Genomic DNA, 17,811 nt, shown 5'->3' with positions numbered 1-17,811 from the left:
CGCTCGCGGAGCGCGGCGGAGCTGGCGCCGCATCGGCTCAGTCGGCCGCCCGGATCGCGTCGAACACGCTGGGGTCAACCAGGGTTGAGGTGTCACCGAGTGCGCGTCCGTCGGCGACGTCGCGCAGCAGCCGTCGCATGATCTTGCCGCTGCGGGTCTTGGGCAGTTCCGGGACCAGGTGGACGTCGCGGGGCCGCGCGATCGGCGAGATCTCCACCGTGACACGTTGGCGCAGTTCGTCGATGATCGCGCCGCCGACGTCGCGGTGCGATGCCGCCAGCACCACGAAGGCGCAGATCCGTTGGCCGGTCTGCTCGTCGAGAGCCCCGACCACCGCGGCCTCGGCTACCGCGGCGTGACCGACCAGTGCGGACTCCACCTCGGCGGTGGAGATGCGATGCCCGGACACGTTCATCACGTCGTCGATACGGCCCAGCACCCAGATGTCGCCGTCGGCGTCGTAGCGGGCACCGTCACCGGCGAAGTACCAGCCCTGCTCGGCGAACCGCGACCAGTAGGTGTCGATGAAGCGCTGTTCGTCACCCCAGATTCCGCGGGCCATCGACGGCCACGGCTGATCGATCACCAGGTAGCCCGACACCGGTTCGCCGCCGGCGTCCTGGGGGGAGACCAGATCGCCGTGATCGTCGACGATGCGCGCGGAGATGCCGGGCAGCGGCCGCATCGCCGCACCGGGCTTGGCCGCGGCCACCCCGGGCAATGGGCAGATCATCGTCGCGCCGGTCTCGGTCTGCCACCAGGTGTCGACCACCGGCACCGCGTCGGCCCCGATCACCCGCCGGTACCAGCGCCAGGCCTCCGGGTTGATCGGCTCACCGACCGAACCCAGCAACCGCAGGCTGGACAGGTCGTGGGTGTCCGGGATCTCGCGGCCCCACTTCTTGAAGGTGCGGATCAGCGTCGGTGCGGTGTAATAGATTGTCACACCGTACTTTTCGATGATCTGGAAGTGCCGGTGCTGGTCCGGGTGCTCCGGGGTGCCCTCGTAGATCACCTCGGTGGCGGCGTTGGCCAGCGGGCCGTAGACGGCGTAGGTGTGGCCGGTGACCCAGCCGATGTCCGCGGTGCACCAGAACACGTCGGTGTCGGCCCGCAGATCGAACACGCAGTAGTGCGTGTAGGCGGCCTGGGTCAGATACCCGCCGCTGGTGTGCACGATGCCTTTCGGCTTGCCCGTGGTGCCCGAGGTGTACAGCAGAAACAGCGGCTGCTCGGCCTCAAACGCCTCGGGGGTGTGCTGCGGTGACGCCGCGTCGACCACGTCGTGCCACCACAGGTCGCGGCCCGGCGCCCACGCCACCTCACCACCGGTGCGCCGAACCACCAGCACATGCTGTACCGACTCGGCACCGGTGACCGCCTCGTCGACCGCCGGCTTGAGCGCCGCAGCCTGGCCGCGCCGGTACTGCCCGTCGGAGGTGATCACCACCTTCGCCTGCGCGTCGTCGATGCGGGATCGCAGCGCGTGTGCGGAGAACCCGGCGAACACCACGGTGTGCAGCACCCCCAACCGGGCGCAGGCGAGCATCGCGACGATCGCCTCGGGGATCATCGGCAGATAGATCGCCACCCGATCTCCGGCGACCAGACCCAGCCCGGTCAGCGCATTGGCGGCCCGGCTCACCTCGGCGAGCAGCTCCGCATAGGTGATGGTGCGGGCGTCGCCGACCGGCTCGCCCTCCCAGTGGATCGCCACCCGGTCGCCGTGGCCGGCCTGCACGTGACGGTCCACGCAGTTGTAGGCGACGTTGAGCTTGCCGTCGGCGAACCAGCGGGCGAACGGCGCCCGAGAGTAGTCCAGCACCTCGGTGAACGGCGTGTCCCAGTGCAGCCGGTTGGCCTGCTCGGCCCAGAATCCGAGCCGGTCGCGCTCGGCCGCCTGGTAGGCCTCGGCGCCGGTGTTGGCGCGGGCGGCGAACGCCGGGGAGGGCGGGTACGACGGCAGGGAATCGACGGCGGCGCTATCGGGGTTCTGGCTCACGGTCAGCAGCCTAACCACCCGGCGGTAGTGTCACAGCCCGTGATCACCGACCCATTGGCTCCGCTGCTCGAACTGCCCGGTGTCGCCGAGGCCAGCGAGAAGGTCCGCGATGAGCTGGCGCGGGCCCATCGCCACAGGACCAACGTGCGGGGCTGGCCGGTCAGTGCCGCCGAGGCCTCGCTGCGGGCGGCCCGGGCGTCGTCGGTGCTCGACGGCGGACCCACCACCGTCGACGCGCGCGCGGCAGGCGATCCGGTGTTCGCCGGCGCGCTGCGGGTGGCCCAGGCCCTCGAAGGCGGGGAGGGTTCGCTGGTCGAGGTGTGGCGGCGGGCCCCGCTGCAGGCCCTGGCCCGGCTGCACGTGCTGGCCGCCGCCGACCTGGTTGACGGCGACCACCTCGGCCGCCCGGCGGGCGGCGCCGAGGTCGGCCGCCGCCTGGAGATGCTGGCCGATCTGGCCACCGGGGGCACCACGGTGCCGGCGCCGGTGTTCGCCGCGGTGGTGCACGGCGAGCTGCTCACGCTCGCGCCGTTCGGCAGCGCCGACGGCGTGGTCGCTCGGGGGGCGGCCCGGTTGGTGACGATCGCCAGTGGGCTGGACCGGCACGGGCTGGGGGTGCCGGAGGTGACCTGGATGCGCAAGGCCGGGGAGTACCGCCGTGCGGCGCAGGGTTTCGCCGGCGGTTCCACCGAGGGTGTGACCGGGTGGCTGCTGGGGTGCTGCGCGGCGATGCACGCCGGCGCCCTGGATGCGCTGGGGATAGCTGAAGCGGGCGCCAAGCGCTGATTCAGCGGCCGTCCGGACGAACGAAGCGGGCGGCGCTCCGAAAGATTCGGCTCGCCGCCCGCTAGCACGGTGCACGGTTACCAAGCGTCCAACGTGGGTTGTGTGGGTGGCCTCGGCGCTCATCCGGTGTGCTTCGGCTGCTGCCCCACCCAAAGGGCTGTCGATACCGAACACGTTCCGCAATTACGCAGGCCCACAACACTTCTGCCATCTTCGCGGCTGTGGCTCCGCGTGGGTACCGCTTTCCGTACTGGGAAGTGCGGCTCGGGAGATCGATCCTTCTCTTCCGGCTCGACCCTGGCCTTGCCGGGCTTCCGTGCTTCCTTTGTACTACGTGACGCAAGCCACATCAAGGCCCAATTGCGAAGGGCGGTTATGACGTCACCGGATTGTGACCGCCGGTGTTTGCTGGAGCGTTCAGAACGCCAGCCGGCGCAGCAGCGAGTAGGTCAATGCCCCGGCGGCAACGGCGCTGATGCCGACCGCTGCGGTGGTGGCCATCGCCGCACCGGACGGCGCCGGAATGCGGTCGCGCAGCGACACCGGCCGGGAGAAGGTGAGCACCGGCCATCCGTGGGCGATCGCCTCCTTGCGCAGCGCCCGGTCGGGGTTCACCGCCGAGGGGTGGCCGACCGCCTGCAGCATCGGCAGGTCGGTGATGGAATCCGAATAGGCGTAGCAGTGCTCCAGCGGGTAGCCCTCCCGGGCGGCCAGCTCCCGGATGGCCTGCACCTTGCCCTCCCCGTAGCAGTAGAACGCGATCTCGCCGGTGTACTTGCCGTCGGCGACGACCATGCGGGTCGCCATGGCGTGCGTGGCCCCCAGTGCCCGGGCGATCGGCGCGACGATCTCCTCGCCGGAGGCCGAGACCACCACCACGTCGCGGCCGCAGAGCTTGTGGTCGGCGATCAGCTGAGCCGCCTCGGCGAACACCAGCGGAGTGACGATGTCATGCATGGTCTCGTTGACGATCGCCTTGACCTGTTCGACGTTCCAGCCGGTGCACATGTTGGTCAGGTGGGTGCGCATCCGCTCCATCTGATCGTGGTCGGCGCCGGAGAGCAGCATGAGGAACTGGGCGTAGCTCGACTTGAGCACGGTGCGCCGGTTGATCAGTCCCTGGTCCATAAATGGTTTGCTGAAAGCCAGCGCGCTGGACTTGGCGATGACGGTGTGGTCGAGGTCTAGGAAGGCCGCGGTGCGGGTTCGACTGCCCACCGGCCTCGGCGATCGCAGCGCCTGCGGGCCCCCGGCGCCCGGGTCGGAAGCGGTCACCGGTACAGCATAGGGGCGAGGGGTCGGCCGGCCCGGTGCAATGCCGGAAAGAGCACTTCAGCGGCCGTGCGGAGCCGAAGTGTCGGCATTTGGCACTAACACTTGCGCCGGACCGGCCTGTCGTGTGTATAGTGGCATCACTCGGCTTATGCTGAGGGTGTATCGACCCGACCCCCCGGGGTTGATACACGACGACCTCCGCCTCCTCCCCCCCTGGCGGGGGTCGTCTTTTTTAATCGGTCATTCTTCGCTGGAATGGGCTCCCGTCCTTCCGGAACGTGCTCCAAAACCGGAATTATGATCCGATTCGACTTGAAATTGCGTTGGCTGCTGTCGGACGGTTTTGCACAGTCGCGGATTCCATCCACATTCGGGGGTCCAGCGACTGGCCCGGGCGGGGGCGCGCCGCCACGGTGGGGGCGTGAGCACCGCCGCCGGCCTGTTGGCCCTCGTCACTGAGCCCCTACTGCGTGACGAGTTGGACCGCGTGGGTGCGGCGGTGGGCGTGCGCGTCATCCACCTCGGCGCCGCGACACCGAGCCGCAAGGCCTGGGCCGCGGCCGCCGCGGTGGTGCTCGACGAGGCCGCCGCCAGCTCCTGTGCCGCGGCCCGGCTGCCGCGCCGCACCCACGTCATCGTGCTCACCGCGGCCGAGCCCACCGCGGCCAGCTGGCAGGCCGCCGTCGCGGTCGGGGCCCAGCGAGTGCTGACGCTGCCCGCCGACGGCAACGAGCTGGTGGCCGAGCTGGCCGAGGCGGCCGACGCACTGCCCGACGGTGGGTGCCGAGGCGAGGCGATCTCGGTGATCGGCGCACGCGGCGGCGCCGGGGCGTCGCTGCTGGCGACCGCGCTGGCGCAGCGCGCCGGCGACGCGCTGCTGGTCGACCTGGACGCCTGGGGCGGCGGCATCGACCTGCTCGCCGGCACCGAGAACGCCGCCGGGCTGCGCTGGTGCGACCTGACCGCGCGAAGCGGGCGGCTGACCTGGCCGGCACTGCGCGACGCGCTGCCCCGGCAGCGCGGGGTCAGTGTGCTCTCCGCCGCCCGCCGCAGCCATGACGCCGACGCGGCCCATGAGGTCGTTGAGGTCTCAGCCGGAACTGTTGACGCCGTGGTGGATGCGGCCCGCCGCGGCGGGATCACCGTGGTCTGTGATCTGCCTCGCACCCTGACCGACCCGGTCGAAACCGCGCTGTCCGCCGCCGATCTCGTGGTCGTGGTCAGCCCCTGCGACGTGCGTTCGTGTGCCGCCGGCGCCGTGATCGCCCCACGGCTGCGTGCGGCCAATCCCAACGTCGGTCTGGTGGTGCGCGGGCCGGCTCCGGGCGGACTTCGCGCCATCGAGGTCGCCGAGATCATCGGTCTGCCGCTGCTGGCGGCGACGCGGGCCGAGCCGCGGCTGGCCGAGCGGCTCGAACACGCGGGACTGCGCCTACACCGCCGATCCGCGCTGGCGATCGCCGCCGACCGGGTCCTCGACGTGCTACCCGCGCGAAAGGTTGCCGCGGCATGAGCGATTCCTTGATCGACCGGGTCCGCGAGAGGCTGGCTTCGGAGTCGTGGGAGTCTGGCTCCTTGCGGCCCCAGGCGGTGGCCGCCGCGATCCGGGCCGAATCCGGCGGGGTGCTCGGCGACACCGAGATGTTGTCCAACCTGCGGGTGCTGCAGACCGAACTGACCGGCGCCGGGATCCTGCAGCCGCTGTTGAGCGCGCCGGGCACCACCGATGTGCTGGTCACCGCCCCGGACGCGGTATGGGTCGATGACGGGGACGGCTTGCGGCGCACCGAGATCCGGTTCCCCGACGAGGCGGCGGTGCGCCGGCTGGCCCAGCGGCTTGCGGTGGCGGCGGGACGCCGGCTCGACGACGCCCAGCCGTGGGTCGACGGCCACCTCAGCGGGATCGGCACCGGCGAGTTCAGCGTGCGCCTGCACGCGATACTGCCGCCGGTCGCCGCCGACGGGACCTGCTTGTCGCTGCGGGTATTGCGGCCGGCCACCCAGGACATCGCCGCTTTGATCGGCGCCGGCGCCATTGCGCCCCCGGCGGCGGCACTGCTGGCCGACATCATCAACGCCCGGCTGGCGTTTCTGGTCTCCGGTGGCACCGGCGCCGGTAAGACCACGCTGCTGGCCGCCATGCTGGGGGCGGTACCGGCCGGAGAGCGCCTGGTCTGCGTCGAGGACGCCCCCGAATTGCAGCCCCGCCACCCGCACCTGGTCAGGCTGGTAGCCCGCGCGGCCAACGTCGAAGGCGCCGGTGCGGTGGGCCTGCGGGATCTCGTCCGGCAGGCGCTGCGGATGCGGCCGGACCGGCTGGTGGTCGGCGAGGTCCGGGGCGCCGAGGTGGTCGACCTGCTGGCCGCGTTGAACACCGGGCACGACGGCGGCGCGGGCACCGTGCACGCCAACAGCCCGGCCGAGGTTCCGGCCCGCCTGGAAGCCCTGGCCGCGCTCGGCGGACTGGACCGCGCCGGGCTGCACAGCCAGTTGGCCGCGGCCGTGTTATCTGGGGTCGCGAGCATATGTGTATGACTGTTACCGATTAGGTGCGTCCTGTGCCGATCAGCCTAATCGGGAACGATCGAATCGCACGGTGTGCCCGCCTAGGGGTTGAGCGGCTGCCATCCCGACCCGTTGCTCCTGTCGTCTGCCCGGTTGCACTGATTGCGCCCCGGGAGAGGCTCACCCCGGGCGGTTGTCGTCTGTGACCCTTTGGCCGTCGGGCTGTGGAACTGCGGGTTGGGCTTCCTGGGGTCGGTGAGTGGCCAGGAAGTCGTCGACGATGCGGGCGCAGTCGTGTGCGGTGATGGATCGCAGGCCGGTCATTCGTGCGAACGCGAGTGGTCCGATGAGTTGGCACAGTGCGAGATCCGGGTCCAGGCCGTCGAATTCAGCAGCGGCCTCGATGTCTTGCAGGATGGCGTCGAAGGGCTGCCGGTATTGGTTGATGACCCGCGCTCGCAGCGCCTGCGGGGCATGTTCGGTGCTGGCGTGATCGATTGTGGTCGGGCCCAGGGCGAGCCAGGCCAGCATGGTGATGTGGGCTGGGGCGTCGGCGAACAGCGCGGCCTGTCGGGTAAGCAGTTCGATGAGCCGTTCGCGCAGTGTCCCACTGGCCGGCCCGGGTGGGGTCACTTGAGGTAGAAGTCGCTCGAAGGTGGCCGCGAGCAACTGCGATGAGCTGCCGAAATGGCGGTAGAGGGTGGTGCGGGCCACCTTGGAAGCCTTGGTGACCGCCTCGATGGTGACGGCTTCGATGCCGCCGCTGCTGAGCAGCGCGGTCGCGGCGTCAAGCAAGCGGTTGCGTGACCGAGTCCGGCGGGGGTCAATATCGTCGTCATCGGGGGCCGGCGGTACCTGCTCGCTGCTCACACCCGCTCACCTCGCCTCATTCCAGATTCCCGACCAATTACGCGCGTCGCCGCCCGTAACGGGTACCGTACCAACGGTAGCGCAGCGAAACTATGTGTACCGAAGGTGTCGTTGGTGGCCGATCACTCATCACATCAAGACGTCGCGTCCGGCCGCTCGGGTGCGGCACGACCTGAGCTGCTGCCCGCTCACACTCCGACGTGTATGGGTTGCGGGCCGCAGAATCCACACGGTTTGCACCTGGTGGTCTACCGCAGCGGCGACACGGTGTACGCGGACGTGACCTTCGACGAACGCCACATCGGGGCGCCCGGTCTGGCGCACGGCGGGGCGGTCGCCGCCGCCTGCGACGACGTATTGGGGTTCGCGTTGTGGATTGCCGGCGCGCCCGCTGTGACACGCAGCCTGACCGTCGAATATCTCCAGCCGGTCGTGCTGCATCGATCCCACCGCATCACCGCGCACGTCGCCACCCGGGAAGGCCGCGTGCTGCACATCGGCGCGACCGGCACCGACCCCGAAGGGACCACCCGATTCACCGCAAAAGCGGTGTTCGTCGTGGTCACCGCCGATCACTTCGCCGCCTATGGCGACGTAGCAGCGTTCGAGCATCTTCTTCGGCGGCTCGGGGGCAACGGGGCGTCGAGCGATCCGGAGTCCTGACCCGCAGCCCGTAACGCTATTGCTAGTAGCGCAGCGCTACGTGCCGTACCATTTCAGTGCAGACCGGTTGGGCGTCGACGGAGGTGCGCGATGTACACCACGTGGATCGAAGGTTGCACCGTGCAGCGGATGTCGTTGCAGGGCGATCTGGTGTTGAGCTTCGATGACGCTAACGAGGTGGTCATCAGTTGCCTGCTGTGGCTTGCCCTGCCCGCTAACGGTGAGTTTCCGGCCGAGGAAGTGCTCATCGACCCGCGCGAGGTCGCCGCCCACCAACGTCCGCTACTGGATCTGGCGGGTGCGGTGTGTACAAAGGCATGCCACGACGATTCCGGTCGGCTATTCCTGAGCTTCTCCAACGGCCTGCGCATCGAGGTCAGCGCCAACGAGCGCGCCACCGCCTGGGAGCTCTACGGCAAACACCACGGTTACATGGCGTGCCTGCCGCACGGCAGGGTCAAGGTGGTCCGCCACGACATCCCCGACGACGAGGACGACAATGCCGGTGCAACGACCCCCAACTAAGGATCTTCGTCGTCGTCGGCCAGGACCTTGTGGCCGGTGGCAGCGTCTTGTGTGGGCGCAGGCGCGGTGAGTGCGGACAACGGTGCGGGCACGGCAACCATGTCTCGCCGGCCCCGCAACGCTGTGGCCGGTCCGGGCGAATCCAGTGAGTACAGCGGCCGGCTCGCAGTGCTGGCCGGGTTCACGGTGCGTCATAAAGCACTGGTCATCGGCGGCTGGATCGCCGCCGCCGTGCTGCTGGCACTGGTGTTCCCGCAGCTGGAAACGGTGGTGCGGCAGCAGTCGGTGAACCTGATCCCCCGCGACGCCGCGTCGTTTCAAACCGTGGACCGCATGAGCGCGGCCTTCGGTGAACAGGGCTCCAAAACGATGCTGGTCGTGGCTATGGAAGACCCCGACGGCTTAACCGCGCCGGTGCGCAACCGCTATGAGCAGTTGGTGGTGCAGCTGCGCGCCGATACCGACCACGTCTTGCTGGTTCAAGATCTGCTCGCCGACCCCGTCACCGCGGCGCACGCGACCAGCAATGACGGCAAAGCCTGGTATCTGCCTGTGGGTGTGGCCGGCACCCTGGGTGACCCCAAGGCCGCCGAATCCGTCCAAGCCGTGCGCGACATCGCCGCCGGCGTATTCGCCGGTTCACCGACGACGGTGTACGTGACGGGCCCGGCGGCCACCTTCAACGACCAGATCGCCGCCGCCGAACACGACCTGCTGCTGATTTCGATCGCCACCGCCGCGTTGATCGCACTGATCCTGCTGATCGTCTACCGGTCGGTGTTTACCGCCTTGTTGCCCCTGCTGGTGATCGGGGTCAGCCTGGCCGTCGGCCGTGGGGTGCTGTCTGCCCTCGGCCAGAGTGGCATGCCCGTCTCGCAGTTCACCGTGGCGTTCATGACCGTGATCCTGCTCGGGGCGGGCACCGACTACACGGTGTTTTTGATCAGCCGCTACCACGAACAGCGCCGCGCACACGTCCCCGCCGATCAGGCCGTCATTGATGCCACCGCCAGCATCGGCCGCGTGATCCTGGCTTCGGCGGCCACCGTTGCGCTGGCCTTTTTTGCCATGGTTTTCGCTCGCCTCAGTGTCTTCGCTGGGCTCGGCCCGGCCTGCGCGGTCGCCGTGCTGGTCGGATTCCTGGCCACCGTCACCTTGTTGCCGCCGGTGCTGGCGCTGGCAGCCCGCCGTGGAATCGGCGAGCCGAAATCCGATCGAACCCGCCGCTACTGGAACAGTGTCGCTGTCGCGGTGGTCCGCCGGCCGGTGCCGCTGTTGGCCGTGAGCCTGGTGATCCTGCTGGCCCTCTCTGCGGTCGCGACCACGATGAAGATCAGCTACGACGACCGCAAAGGCCAGCCTGCCACCACCGCTAGCAACCAGGGTTACCAACTGCTGGATCGCCACTTCCCCAAAGACGTCGTCATCACCGAATTTCTCGTCGTGGAAAACCCCGACGACATGCGCACCAGCAAAGGGCTGGCCGACCTCGACGAGATGGCCTCCCGGGTCGCCCAAGTACCCGGGGTCACCAAAGTCGTCGGGATAACCCGCCCCACCGGCACCCGCCTCGAACAAGCCCAACTGTCCTGGCAGAACAGGCAGATCGGCGACAAGATGGCCGACGCCGTCGCCGATGGCGACGCACGAAAAGGCGACCTCACCCAACTCACCGACGGCGCCGATCAACTCGCCGGCGGCCTGACCCAGCTCGATGCCGCCCTGCACGCCATCTTGATTCCCCTGTCGGGCGTACTGGCCCGAGCCCAATCCGGTGACACCTTGCTGTGGTCATCTCGACCGTTGCTGCAAGAACTTTCGGCCACCGCACCCACCGTCGACCAAGCCATCCAATCCGGACCCGGGCTGCGGTCTCGGGCGGATCAAGCCGAAACCGCCCTCGCTGTGCTGGCCCCCCTCGTCGATGGCCTGAACACTTCCGGGTGGTGTGCCGCCACGCCGCAATGCGCCCAGATCCGTGACCAGGTCCAGATCCTGGTGAGTTTGCGCGATAATGGATTCTTCACCGAAGTCGCCACCCTCGGCGATCGCTACAACCCTGACACCGACGCCACCATTGCTGGCACCCTTGCCGACATACAAGTCGCTGCCGCAGCACTCGACAAGGCCTTCGGAACCCAGGGTGATCCCGCGGACCCGGCCGGCAACATCGGCCGGCTCCAAGAGGGCATCGGCCAACTCGCTTCCGGGGCGCAAGCGCTGGCCGCCGGTGTGCACGCCCTGGCCGACAGCAACATCGAAATGTTGGCTCGGATGGGCCAGGTCGCGGCCCAACTGCAGAACTCGGCCCGCGCCAGCGCCGGCTCTGACGCAGCGAGCGGTTTCTACCTGCCCGCCAGTGCCTTTGATAACCGTCAATTCACCGACGTCGCCAAACAATTCCTCTCACCCGATGGCAAAACCGCCCGCTTTGTCGTCGAATCCAGCTACGACCCCTACAGCGCGCAGGCGATCACCCTCGCCCAGCAGATCGTCGAGACCGCCGACACCGCACGCCCCAACACCACCTTGGCCAACGCCACCATCGCCGTTGCCGGGTTCCCCGCCGTCAACTCCGACATCCAGCGGCTGCTGTCGGCTGACTTCACCCAACTGGCCATCAGCACCCTGGTCATCGTCGGACTCATCCTCGTCCTGCTCTTGCGCTCCCTGCTCGCCCCGCTGTACCTGCTGGGGACGGTCGTGCTGAACTACCTGGCCTCACTGGGCATCGGCGTCCTGGTCTTCCAATGGGGACTCGGCTACGAAATCGCCTGGCCCGTCCCGTTGCTGGCTTTCATCATCCTGGTAGCCGTCGGCGCCGACTACAACATGCTGCTCGTCTCACGATTGCGCGAGGAATCCAAACACAACATTCGCGTAGGGGTACTGCGCACCGTCGCCCGCACCGGCTCGGTCATCACCTCAGCCGGAATCATCTTCGCTGCCAGCATGTTCGGACTGATGTTCGGCTCCATCGCGATCATGATCCAAGTCGGCCTCATCATCGGCTGCGGACTCCTACTCGACACATTCCTCGTTCGCACCCTCACCGTCCCCGCCATCGCCACACTCCTGCGCGAAGCCAGCTGGTGGCCCAACACGCCGCGCTCTATCCCACCTGGACACCGTCAGGCCCGCCTGAGCGATCCGTATTACGACACAGGCACTCTGTAACCGCCGCAGATTGGGGGATTCCGGATACGGGTGCGTGGTTTCGGCGCCACAATGGCTGGAATCGCGAGTAAAGTGCAGGCGGTGCCCCACACCGTTGTTGCGATGGCACCCATTAGCCGCCGCCCCCTGCACCGTTTCCGGCGTCGAGTTGTCCGTAGAGCAGTGCGATTGTCGATTCTTGTTCGGCAAGCTTGGTTTTCAGTGCGCGGATCTCACCGTCCTTGGCGACCAGTTGGGCACGTAGGGCGGCTACGACGGTGGTCTCGCGGCCCGTGGCGGCGTCGAGCGAAGGCGGCTGGCGTCGGTAGGCGTCGATGATGGCGACTAGGTCGCGGTGCTTGTAGACGGTCTTGCGTTCTACGCCGGCGCGGGAAGCGACGGTGGATATGTTGATGATGGCGTTGGTCTTGCGTAGGTGTTTGATGGCCCGTTCGATATCCCGGCGCTTGGTCTGGGAGATGTTCTTGCGGTAGTCGGCCAGGGCGCGGCGGGCGTTATCCGAAGGGGGAGGGGGGCGTTGCCTCATCCGGGTGCGTTGGGGTCGGCTTTGCGTAGAACAGATTCGTGGCTGCCGCGGGTCTTGACCTTCAACAGCGGCAACCGGTTTGAGGCACCAGCACCGCCCACACTGGCTCCGTTCGCGAGGCCCTCGGTGTCGGTGTGCAGACGCTCGATGATGGCGTCCAGAGAGGCGATCTCCCGGCGCCGTTCGTGGATCCACACGTTGTCGTCGGTTAGTTCCCGCCCGCTGCGTCGCCGGTACTGTTCGCGGCGGACCTCGATCAAGGTGACGGTCTTGGCGCGCTGCGCGATCAATTCGTCGAGATGAGTGGCGTCGGTGGCGAAATGCCCGCAGGACAGACAAGCATTTCCTTTGTCACAGCTCTTCAGCGGAGGAAGCAGGCACACGCCGTTGGGAAGTACCCGATCCGTGCGGGCCGCCAGTTGAGTCATGTCATAAATATCGGATGGACTGATTGCGATATCGGTGCCGTGTGCGCCGACCTTCTTGTGCCGCAGGAATTCTGACTCAGCTGTTGCAGCAAGCGTCGCAGCGTAGCGCAGGGTCATCTCAGGGGATGCGTGCCCAAGGTATCGCTGTACCACGTGAATGGGAACGCCGTCGTTTAGCAACTCGGTGGCCCGGGTATGGCGGAGCCGATGGGTCTGGCTGAACCGCAGCGGACGCCCGGTCGAGTCGGCCAGGCCGTGAACCTTGTCGAGTTTGTTCAGTGCCACACCGTAGGACTGGTAGGTGCGGGCCCGGTGGCCCTGATGCTGGTGGCGCAGTCCGAGGAACAGGTACTTCGGGCTCAGCCCAGGGTGGCGGCGGCGAACCCACTGTTGCTGTTCGGTGATCACGTTGACCACCGCCTTCTCAACCAGGATCGACGGCAGTACCCCGTCGACCTTGGTCTGCTGGTAGCGCAACTTGGCGACGAATGCGTCGGGGTCATCGGAATCTGTGGGGCGTTCCTGGCCGGGAATAGCGGTCAGAGGGTCGAAATCGAGCATCAGGATCTCCGAGGCTCGGCGTCCGGTCAGCGCCTGCAGCAGCCAGACTCGCGCGGCTTGCGGGTCTCCGAGGCCGGCGACAACCGAGATCGTTGCATCGGGGTGAGTGATGGCCACCGGCATACCGCGATCGGCCGCCAGCACGTCGAGGTAGCACAACATCTGCTGCAATTCCGTAGTGGAGAACCACGTCAGTTCCCGCTGCCGGTTGGCGCGGCGGGTTCGAAACGCCGCGCCCCACAGCCGCGTGTAGGTGTCGGTGATCTGAGCCCACCGGGGGTCGCCGGTCGCCGCAGCGGCTTCCTCGGCGTGATCAACCATGAAGGCGTAGAACACCTGGGCCTGCGACTGGGTCGAGTCCACCGCGGATGCTGACAACGGCCGGTCTGGTTTGAACTGTGCGGATGGGGATTTCAGGTAGTTGGAAAACTCGGTGAACAACAACCGCAGGGCGGCGCGGTCATCGGCCAACAGCGGGGTGCTGATGTTGCGGGCGGCCAAGAACGGGCCGAGGTGCCTGGCCATGTTGCGAGCACGATCGGCTACCGATGACCAGCGCAGCAATTCCGCGGTTATGGAGGTGCGCAGCCAGAACCGCACGCCCTCACGCAGCCACGGCGGGTGGATCTGGGCAAGTTTGACGACTTTGTCATGGCTGGGTTCATGTTCGCGCTGTGGTATGCGGGGATCAGCCCGCAGATCCCAGATGTCATGGGCCCACCACGGGGCATCGGTGCAGCGCACCGATACGTAAAGATGCAGGTGCTCGATCAAGCCCACGACTTGGCGCCGAGCCCCCGCGGAGGGCAGGCGGGCGTTGCGGCGCTCAAATCGCACCACCGCGTGACGTACGACGTCTTCGGCCGCGAGGTCTGCGATGCTTACTAGAGGCCGGTGATATCGCTGCTGGTGCTCGGCGGCGGCGTCGGTCAAGGCGACGGCCGTCCACTTCAACAGGAACGGCTCGATCTTGCGGATTCCTTCGTGACCGCACAACCACACCCACCACGCCATTTCTTGGCGAAAGCGTTCTGGGACACCGGCGGGGGTGAAGTCGTGGCCGTCGGGATTGTTCAGGTAGCGCTGGTTGCGCACGAATACGGCGTCGAACGGTGCAGCGTCGATGCGGTAGTGCAAAGTTCGCCACGATTCAGGGACCTGCTGCCATTGCCGATCCCACGCGGTGGCCGCCGCGGATCCTGCAGAATCGACGTGACTGTTATGGGGTTGAGTCATGGCTCACCTTCCAGCCGGCGACGAAGCTCTTCCACTGCGCGACCGTGCGCATCTCGGCGTCGGCGGTCACCCACCCGTAGATCGACAGCGTGGTCTGCACATCGGCATGGCCGAGACGGCGCATGACCACGTGTTCAGGCACCCCAGACAACAGCAGAGCGGTGGCGTGGGTGTGCCGCAGCCAGTGAGGAGTCCAATCCTGGGGCAACGCATCAGCATGGGCGGCCGTGAGGGCGTCCACCTTGTCGTAGACGGTTTCCGGGCGTAACGGTGCATAGCGCTGGCCGCGCGCCAGATTGACGAACACGAAGTGCGACGCCAGGTCGGCAACCGCGACGTCGGCGGCCCACCCGATCAGCTGCCACACGTACTCGCTGTAGAGGGCTACCAGATCATCGCCGATGTAGATCCGGCGGGCACCGGACTTGGCTCGTACCCCATGGGGGTGATCGTCGCGGCCGGCCACCAGAATCGACGGCGTGTCACCCCCGGTGATATGGAAATCATTGTGGCGCAATGATAAGGCTTCACCTATCCGAATTCCGGTCTCGGCCAGGACGGCGAAGAACAACCGGTCACGCAAACCCGCCTCGCTGCCGGTCCACTCACCCGACGGCGACTGCACACTGCAGCCATCCAGGATGGTGTTGACTTGATCGGGCAACAACACCGGCGTCTCGCTGCGATTGGGTGCACGCCGGCGGTGCACAGGCACCTCCTGATCACGTCGCGGTCCGACACCAGCCAGGGTGGGGGCATAGCGGCGCCGCGAGGATCGGGCGTGGGAGGAGAACAAGCGGCGGTACGGGCGGGTCAGATCGTGGGCGTCGGCGAAGTACCGGTACATCGACAACACCGCAGCCCCCCGCGGCTGCAACGACGACTCGGCCATCCCAGGCCCGGGCTCACCGATGCGGACCACGCCCGGCAGATCCCCGGTCCGCAGATAACACAGGAACTCGCCAAACAGGCTAGTGGGAAAATCATCCCAGGCCGCGCCGGTGTGTTCGAGCACCGTCCACCACGCCGATAGCCCGTATGCGTAGGCACGCACAGTATTTGGAGACGCGCCCTGATCGGCGAGGAACCGCAAGTACTCCCGGGCAGGTGCAACGGGTAGCCGATCGGCGCCGACCACCGTGTAGGTGTCAGGCCGGTCCGGGAAACACAGCCGCTGCACCCGCGCCACCGTCAGCGGCCTCTCGCGCCGTTCATGGAGTTCTACCGCGACGGAAATCGTCGAGGCGGACCACTTGATGCCGCTCTTCCGGGGCTGATCCGCTAGCGCCGCGCATCCCGACGGCAGCCATCGGGCGCCTGTCAGATGCAGGTGAAGGCCGTTGCGTAGCCAGGAACCATTCGAGCAGATCCGATGGAAATATCATTGACTCGCGTGCGGCCAGCATCGGCACCGAGGCATCCCCGTAGCAGCGTTCCACCCACTTGCGCAGCAGCCGGGGCCGCTCGGGGTCACGTTCGTTCCATCCGGGTTCCGTCATACCCCAGGTATGCCCAGTCTCAGGATTTATCCGTGAATAGAGTTGTGTGGTAAGCATTTTCGCGCGATCAGCGTCGATCAATCCCGAGTCACGCATGTGCATGATCAGCGAACCCAACGACAAGCCCCACTTGTCCTTGAGCGGTTTGAGGTTCAACAGTGACATCACCTGCGGCAACTCCGGCGCCAGCGCGGCGACGGGCGCCAACAACTCGGTGGCGAACCGATTGGCCTCCAACTCCTCGCCCGAGTTCACCGAGCAGTGTCCACGGCTGTGCAACACCAAATGCCCCAACTCATGGGCAACGGTGAATCGGGTCCGTTCCCACGACTCGGATTCGCGCAGCACCACGAGCGGGCGATCCCGGTGTCGTCCCACCCAACTCGAATAACCCAAGTGCTTCTCGTCACGCGCTCTCCCCGGTGTGGCCGCGAACTCGCTCTCCCACTCACCCGGAGTACGCCGACGGACGATCACCGGTGCACCCAATCGCTCAGCTTCATACATCAAATCATCCAGTGGCTCATTAGGTTCCAGCCCCATCGCCTCGCGCAGCCACCCTGCGGCCTGGACCGCGCTCGGCCTGTGATGATCCTTGCCGCAGATCGACGGGATCTTCACATGAGGCAATTTCGACCGCTCATCCAGCTCGCCGAGAAAATCGCCGGCGAGCGAAGCGAATGTCGCCAAGAAGTCCTGCTCGCCAACAGTCATCGACTTTGGCGCCCGGAAAAGCAACTCACCTGCCGAAACGCGAGACTGCGGTTCCGAGCTGAAAAACCGTGCAGGAAAGCGGAACAACTCCGACAGCCGCGCAACCTCATCAGCGGACAACATGATCGTCGAAGACTTCTCGATCTTCGTCTGGCGGGCATTGCTCCAGCCAACCAGGCCCACCACAGAAGTTGCCGTCATCCGCCGCAATAGCCGGGCCTGCCGGACCCGTGCACCAAAAACCTCGATCATCGTGCGCTCGATTCAACATCACCCGAGTGGGAGCCCCGCATGCACCCAGCAGTGTGCACGAGGGCTACGACGATTCCGGCGGCGCTTCCTTCAGTGTCTCCTCGGTGACGCCGTCGGCATCCGCGAAATCCTCGTCCCGGCGCCGCTTTCCGGGCATTGCAACCTCGGTAGCCTGCGCGAACGGATCCATGGTGGGTGCCGTTTTCGCACGCTGCTCCATGATCGGTGGCGGCAGCGGAGTGCTGGCGTAGAGTACCTGAACCTTGTCGGTGAGTATGCCCGCAGCCAAGACCGCACCACCCAAGCCCAGATTGCCTGGCCACCACAGTACATATTGCCGATACCCGGGAGGCTCCGGAATGCCATCCCCGCCGCCGATTGGGTACCCCAATTCCTCCTCGATACTCAGCTGATGCTCGCCGGGCACATACTCCACCGATTCGAGCAGGCTGCCGTCCCAGTTGCGTGGATGTTTGCGCACCCCGATACGAGACCCCTTCCCGTCGACCAGAACAATCCCAAACCCGTTGCCCTTGATCGCCCTCAAAGTCGAGTCCTCGGTCTGGCGACGCCACCTCGAGAACAGCAACGTCTCCAGCAGCGTGCATGACACGGTGATTCCTCGGGGATCGTTGCCCTGATCGACGTACCGGTCCGGAACCTCCGCCAACCTCGCACACAGATCGCCATGCGTTTCGCCCAACACGAGAGCATGGGGTGAGTCCCCTGGGGTGGTGGGGTTTCGGGGGTCGGGGCAGACGGTGCTGGACTTGGTATCGGGTGTGTCGCTGA

At 67.0% G+C, this 17,811-nt stretch carries 14 protein-coding genes; 6 read left to right on the top strand and 8 right to left on the bottom strand.

Going from position 1 to position 17,811, the window contains the following annotated elements; genetic code table 11:
* Positions 1 to 37: 37 nt before the first annotated feature.
* Positions 38 to 2,002: an acetate--CoA ligase gene (gene acs / locus A5694_RS15435; protein WP_064922780.1), complete on the bottom strand. Its 1,965-nt coding sequence runs from the start codon at positions 2,000 to 2,002 to the stop codon at positions 38 to 40.
* Between the two features lie 39 nt (positions 2,003 to 2,041).
* Here acs and A5694_RS15430 point away from each other — a divergent pair, with 39 nt between their 5' ends.
* The gene (locus tag A5694_RS15430) at positions 2,042 to 2,788 is read left to right on the top strand and encodes an oxidoreductase (protein WP_109535708.1); all 747 of its coding nucleotides are present in this window, start codon (positions 2,042 to 2,044) and stop codon (positions 2,786 to 2,788) included.
* A gap of 417 nt (positions 2,789 to 3,205) precedes the next feature.
* Here the strand turns inward: A5694_RS15430 and A5694_RS15425 are convergent, their stop codons facing one another.
* Positions 3,206 to 4,063: an HAD-IB family hydrolase gene (locus A5694_RS15425; protein WP_109535707.1), complete on the bottom strand. Its 858-nt coding sequence runs from the start codon at positions 4,061 to 4,063 to the stop codon at positions 3,206 to 3,208.
* Positions 4,064 to 4,484: 421 nt separating this feature from the next.
* On the opposite strand from A5694_RS15425, the gene ssd reads away from it, so the two are divergent.
* Together ssd and A5694_RS15415 are read left to right on the top strand one after the other, a co-directional pair.
* Positions 4,485 to 5,576 (top strand): septum site-determining protein Ssd, encoded by a 1,092-nt coding sequence (ssd, locus tag A5694_RS15420; RefSeq protein WP_275084992.1) that lies wholly within the window; start codon positions 4,485 to 4,487, stop codon positions 5,574 to 5,576.
* Positions 5,573 to 6,598, top strand: a complete 1,026-nt coding sequence (locus A5694_RS15415; protein ID WP_419179738.1) for a TadA family conjugal transfer-associated ATPase — start codon at positions 5,573 to 5,575, stop codon at positions 6,596 to 6,598. The genes ssd and A5694_RS15415 overlap by 4 nt, the downstream gene beginning before the upstream one ends.
* A gap of 150 nt (positions 6,599 to 6,748) precedes the next feature.
* Here the strand turns inward: A5694_RS15415 and A5694_RS15410 are convergent, their stop codons facing one another.
* Complete coding sequence (locus A5694_RS15410; protein WP_064922702.1) at positions 6,749 to 7,438, bottom strand: TetR/AcrR family transcriptional regulator; 690 nt, start codon at positions 7,436 to 7,438, stop codon at positions 6,749 to 6,751.
* Between the two features lie 204 nt (positions 7,439 to 7,642).
* Here A5694_RS15410 and A5694_RS15405 point away from each other — a divergent pair, with 204 nt between their 5' ends.
* The 3 genes from A5694_RS15405 (at position 7,643) to A5694_RS15395 (ending at position 11,803) form a co-directional block, all read left to right on the top strand.
* Positions 7,643 to 8,101, top strand: a complete 459-nt coding sequence (locus tag A5694_RS15405; protein ID WP_064922700.1) for a PaaI family thioesterase — start codon at positions 7,643 to 7,645, stop codon at positions 8,099 to 8,101.
* 90 nt (positions 8,102 to 8,191) lie between these two features.
* Positions 8,192 to 8,626, top strand: a complete 435-nt coding sequence (locus A5694_RS15400; RefSeq protein WP_064922698.1) for a DUF6188 family protein — start codon at positions 8,192 to 8,194, stop codon at positions 8,624 to 8,626.
* A gap of 99 nt (positions 8,627 to 8,725) precedes the next feature.
* Entirely contained in the window at positions 8,726 to 11,803 is a 3,078-nt protein-coding gene (locus A5694_RS15395; RefSeq protein ID WP_082952688.1) for an RND family transporter, read from the top strand.
* A gap of 112 nt (positions 11,804 to 11,915) precedes the next feature.
* Here A5694_RS15395 and A5694_RS15390 read toward each other — a convergent pair whose 3' ends face one another.
* The 5 genes from A5694_RS15390 to A5694_RS15370 all read right to left on the bottom strand — a co-directional run.
* On the bottom strand, positions 11,916 to 12,329 hold the full coding sequence (locus A5694_RS15390; RefSeq protein WP_064922697.1) for a hypothetical protein: 414 nt from the start codon (positions 12,327 to 12,329) through the stop codon (positions 11,916 to 11,918).
* A complete protein-coding gene (locus A5694_RS15385; protein WP_064922695.1) occupies positions 12,326 to 14,554 on the bottom strand; it encodes a tyrosine-type recombinase/integrase in 2,229 nt (742 codons plus the stop codon). Before A5694_RS15385 ends, A5694_RS15390 begins: the two co-directional genes overlap by 4 nt.
* Positions 14,538 to 15,743, bottom strand: coding sequence for a tyrosine-type recombinase/integrase (locus tag A5694_RS15380; protein ID WP_109470165.1), 1,206 nt, complete (start codon positions 15,741 to 15,743; stop codon positions 14,538 to 14,540). The genes A5694_RS15385 and A5694_RS15380 overlap by 17 nt, the downstream gene beginning before the upstream one ends.
* A gap of 22 nt (positions 15,744 to 15,765) precedes the next feature.
* Positions 15,766 to 17,019: an ImmA/IrrE family metallo-endopeptidase gene (locus tag A5694_RS15375; RefSeq protein WP_064922693.1), complete on the bottom strand. Its 1,254-nt coding sequence runs from the start codon at positions 17,017 to 17,019 to the stop codon at positions 15,766 to 15,768.
* 64 nt (positions 17,020 to 17,083) lie between these two features.
* Positions 17,084 to 17,811: hypothetical protein (locus tag A5694_RS15370; protein WP_207516024.1), on the bottom strand; the 728-nt coding region annotated here is incomplete at its 5' end.

It is taken from the genome of Mycolicibacter sinensis (assembly GCF_001667945.1).
Lineage (GTDB): Bacteria > Actinomycetota > Actinomycetes > Mycobacteriales > Mycobacteriaceae > Mycobacterium > Mycobacterium sinense_B.
This window is presented reverse-complemented; position numbering and strand designations above follow the sequence as displayed.